This is a genomic window from Holdemania filiformis DSM 12042 (assembly GCF_000157995.1).
GTDB lineage: Bacteria > Bacillota_I > Bacilli_A > Erysipelotrichales > Erysipelotrichaceae > Holdemania > Holdemania filiformis.
This window is the reverse complement of sequence record NZ_GG657561.1, coordinates 234,470-238,520: the sequence shown is the minus strand read 5'-3', so window position 1 is coordinate 238,520 and position 4,051 is coordinate 234,470. Positions and strand designations below refer to the sequence as shown.

The window sequence follows — 4,051 nt, the reverse complement described above, 5'->3', positions numbered from 1 at the left end:
TGGAATCTTCGTTCCTGCGGTAATCACGTCCACATTTTCATAAGGTTGCAGAACCACTTCTTCAAAATCTGCTTGATGCCCGATGATATCCGAGATACCTTTTTTATTCTTTAACTTCAGTTTTTTATGAATTGTTGGCATTCTTAAGTCTAAATCAATGACTAAGACTTTCTTCTGTAATTGGGCGTAAACCATCGCAAGATTGAGAACACAAGTCGTTTTCCCTTCCTGGGCAGTTGTTGATATAATATTGATGACCTTCATATCCCGATCGAAGTTCCGCATCAGAATATTAGTTCTTAAAGTCCGGTAAGCTTCGGATGCAGGGGCATCCGGATCAATTAAGGTAATCAATTCATCGCCGACTCTTAACATTACTCAGCACCTCCTGTCCCATGCGTCATATCGGGAATTAAACCGATAATCGGATAATCAAAGATTTGTTTTAATTCTTCTTCGGTCCGGACGTTTCGATCATTCAATAGAATGTATATAACAATACAGCCATCAATAACACACCCCAGTAAGAAACCAATCATCGTGTTCTTAACATTGGAGGGACTCGATTTCTGTTCTGGGACTTTCGCAGAATTCAATACCGTTACGTTTTCGATATTCATAATCTTGACAATTTTCCGTTGAAACACAGAAACAATCTCGTTCGCAATCACTGCAGCTTCTTTTGGGTCTTTTGACGTTACCGCAATCGTGATGACTTCCGTATCTTTCACTGAGCTGATCTTAACAATCTTCTGATATCCTTCTGTATCCAGCTCTTCTAATTTCAGATTTCGAATGACTTCATCACTGATCGCTTCACTCTTCAAGATCTCACTGTAGGTGTTCACCAGCTTCTGAGATGTTTGAAGATCATTGTAGCTAATCTGTTGACTATCTGGATTAGACTTTTGGACAATGATCAGCTTTGCTTCCGCTGTGTATTTCTTCGGTATCAGAAACAGCGTGATCAAAGCCGCCACAATGGAAGTGGCCAGGATGATCAGTGCGAAAGGTTTGAAATGTTTTTTGATAATTTCAAACACCCGCGACAGATCAATTTCAATTTCGTCGTTTTCGTACATTCTCTACTCTCCTCTTATTTCTTCTTTATTTCTAATTAAAAAGATCCCATTCAGGATCCGAATCGTTCCTGGATGTTTTGTTCAAGTTGAACAATCGTTGAACTTGGCTGATAATCTTCATCTTCATAAATATTCCAATGAAGTTCTTTCGCCAGTTCTTCATAATTCTCCATCATGTAAATTGGACTGAATCCGTTGTATTCGATTACCTTCTCGATCGAGTCCATACCCTTTGATGGAATTTGAAACTGATTCAGCAGCTTTAAATCAAAACTCAATAAAGAGCTGACATAATTCTTAATTTCGTTGTTGGTCAGATTCGTTTCTACATATGGAAGCATTTCATTGACAATATCCATCAAATCAATCAGATTCTTTTTACTGAGTTTCTCTACAATCTTTAAGATAACTTCATTCTGACGATCCATCCGGTGAAAGTCATCATCAAGTTTTCTTAATCTGCAATAATCAAGTGCTTGTTTTCCTTTTAAATGAAAAACGTTGCCTTCTCTTGTTGCCCCTAACTCTACTACTTGTGTAGCTAATAGTCCGTCAGGTAGTGTAATATCAATCCCATCCACTAAGTCGACTAATGTTTCTAAAGCTTCGAAACTAAATCCAACATACTGTGTAATATCCAAATCAAAATTATAATTCAACATCTTGACAGCCAACTCGGGACCGCCTCGCCAATGGGCGTGATTAAGCTTATCATAATCGTTGTAGGGCTCAGGTATCCAGATTAACGTATCACGTTGTAATGAAGTAATCTTAATTTTCTTAGCATCAAAATCCAATGAAATAATCTTTGTGGCATCGGATCGTTCCATCTCATAATTATTCCACTGCGCTTTCTCTTCATTGTCCGCTCCGAATAAAGCGATATTTACAATATGATGATTCTTCACTTGGTCTAAGACTTCCTGATTGATCATTGCGTCCTCATCTGTAAGTTTTCGAGATCGAATTGTTTTATTCAATAATGAATCAATATAGAGATTTCCGCTCAGAATTAGTCCTACGATTAATGTGATGAGAACCCCTGCAATTAGTAATAGCGTCTTTGTTTTATTCCGCTGTTTCTTTCGTTTCAACTTGTCACATCCTTTGAAGTAAAATAAAAAGGTAGGCTTCGCCACCTCAAGCTTTCGATGAGTTTGTAATCTATAATCGCGAATGAGATCAAAAGTGCCTGAACAACTATTTGATTTCTATCCGTTTTTTTCAATCACTTCTAATCCCAGAATTAAAGGAATCGTTTGCCCGCATAACTTAATGGGCAATGTCGCTAAGCGTTGATGACGTTTGATTTTTTGAATCTCTTTTTCGTGGCCTTGTAAAGGACCTTTTAATACATGAAGTTCCTTGTTTCGAATGATTCCTGTTGAAAACTGGAGGATCTTTTTCTCATTCAACAGCTGTTCCAAAGTTTCTTTTTCATCGGAAGCTAAAGAGAAATAAGCGTCGGCTTCCCGGTGAATTCCCTCTGAGCCCGGCTGATTTCGATCAAGCCATGCATTCAGCTTCTTCGCAAACTGCGGCGGTGATGCCGGATCATGAATCAGAACTGTTCCTGGAAACAGAAATCTTAGTGTTAGTGTTGTTAGATCCCCTTTTTTAAAATACATTTCCTTTTTTGGAGCAAAGGCATCAAACTGAGAATTCAACAGTGTTTCTTTAACCTGTTCTTCCTGGAAGCGCTCCGTTTCAATAAAGTACCAACTCATTCCCCCACCCCTTTCTAATAAAAAAGAACTGCCGCTCTCGCCCCTGCGAAGTTGTCAACAAGTCTGTAATTTAAAGTAGACTTTTATTGACATAATAAACAAGGGTCTATATAATGAGTTAAAGGCTGAGAAAGTGTTATTTTTACATTATTTTCCAGTTTTATTTCACAGTCACAAAAAGTCTGCTTTTTTTTACATAATTAACATCTGAAATGTCATCAACAACACGTTTTATGTCCTGAATGGTTATGTATTTTTTCATTGATAACCTATTAAAATATAAAAAAACTCTGAGTTTCCTCAGAGATCACTGAAACTAACCAAAAAGAAAGGAACTCCGCAGAGTTCCTTAACTTATTGCTTAGAAATGTTTTACGCGGTCTTCGTACTTTGAGTAGATCGCATCGTTGTTGAAGCCGTCGACGTTCTGGCTCTGGAAAACAGGCAGTTCGCAGCCTTCTGCCGCCAGGATCTTTAACGCTTCGTTTACGATTGTATCCAGAACGAAGATGCTGGAAATCGTGCTGCCCGGACCTGTCGCTACGCCGCCGACATTCATCAGCGCGTCGCCGTCAGGTACGCAGTTATCCAGAATGCAGTCAACACATTCGAACAGACGCTTGCCGCTTGGATGACGGCTGGTCGTGTTCTGCGACTGATGCAGGTTCGTCAGCGCGATCGTGTAGACGCCTTCCTTCTGGCAGCGCATGGCCATTTCAACCGGAACCGCGTTACGGCCGGAGTTGGAAATGATGATCATGATGTCGTCCTTGTCAATCTTGTACTGATCAAAGATAACGTTTGCCAGGCCGGAAACCTTTTCCATCGCACCGCTGCGGCGCGCGCCGAAGTTCGTCAGTGCATCCGGATCCAGAATGGCGTTGACATTGCCCAGTCCGCCGGCACGGCAGAACAGCTCGATGCCGATCATGTGCGAATGACCTGTGCCAAAGACATGGATGATGTGATTGTTTTTGATGTTGTCGGCGAACTTGACAGCCAATTCCTGGATTTTTTCCTTGTTGGCGTCATCCACTTTGTGCAGCAGTTCTTCGACCTTGTTCATGTATTCAAAATTGTACATTTTTAGTACCTCCCTTTTCCTTTATTAAATACGGCCTGCGTATTTCTGCCTTAATTCTGCGTTATGCTTGCGGTTTTCTTCGCTGTCTTCGCTCAGCAACAGCGGCAGCTCCACGCCTCTCTCGCTTAACAGACGGCAGGTTTCAGTCGTGATCGACT

The 4,051-nt window shown here is 40.6% G+C and carries 5 protein-coding genes; all 5 read right to left on the bottom strand.

The genetic code is table 11. The features are described from left to right. A partial coding sequence (locus HOLDEFILI_RS18535) for an AAA family ATPase (RefSeq protein WP_006060406.1) occupies positions 1 to 375 on the bottom strand: 375 nt, incomplete at its 3' end. Then, positions 375 to 1,082: a YveK family protein gene (locus HOLDEFILI_RS13775; RefSeq protein ID WP_006060405.1), complete on the bottom strand. Its 708-nt coding sequence runs from the start codon at positions 1,080 to 1,082 to the stop codon at positions 375 to 377. The genes HOLDEFILI_RS13775 and HOLDEFILI_RS18535, both read right to left, overlap by 1 nt. A gap of 50 nt (positions 1,083 to 1,132) precedes the next feature. Continuing rightward, entirely contained in the window at positions 1,133 to 2,017 is an 885-nt protein-coding gene (locus HOLDEFILI_RS13770) for an LCP family protein (protein ID WP_244264334.1), read from the bottom strand. Positions 2,018 to 2,293: 276 nt separating this feature from the next. Beyond that, positions 2,294 to 2,809 (bottom strand): transcription termination/antitermination protein NusG, encoded by a 516-nt coding sequence (gene nusG, locus HOLDEFILI_RS13765; protein ID WP_006060403.1) that lies wholly within the window; start codon positions 2,807 to 2,809, stop codon positions 2,294 to 2,296. A gap of 361 nt (positions 2,810 to 3,170) precedes the next feature. Further along, positions 3,171 to 3,893 carry a sugar isomerase domain-containing protein gene (locus HOLDEFILI_RS13760; protein WP_006060402.1) on the bottom strand — a complete coding sequence of 241 codons (723 nt, stop codon included), beginning with the start codon at positions 3,891 to 3,893 and terminating at the stop codon, positions 3,171 to 3,173. Positions 3,894 to 4,051 lie beyond the last annotated feature (158 nt).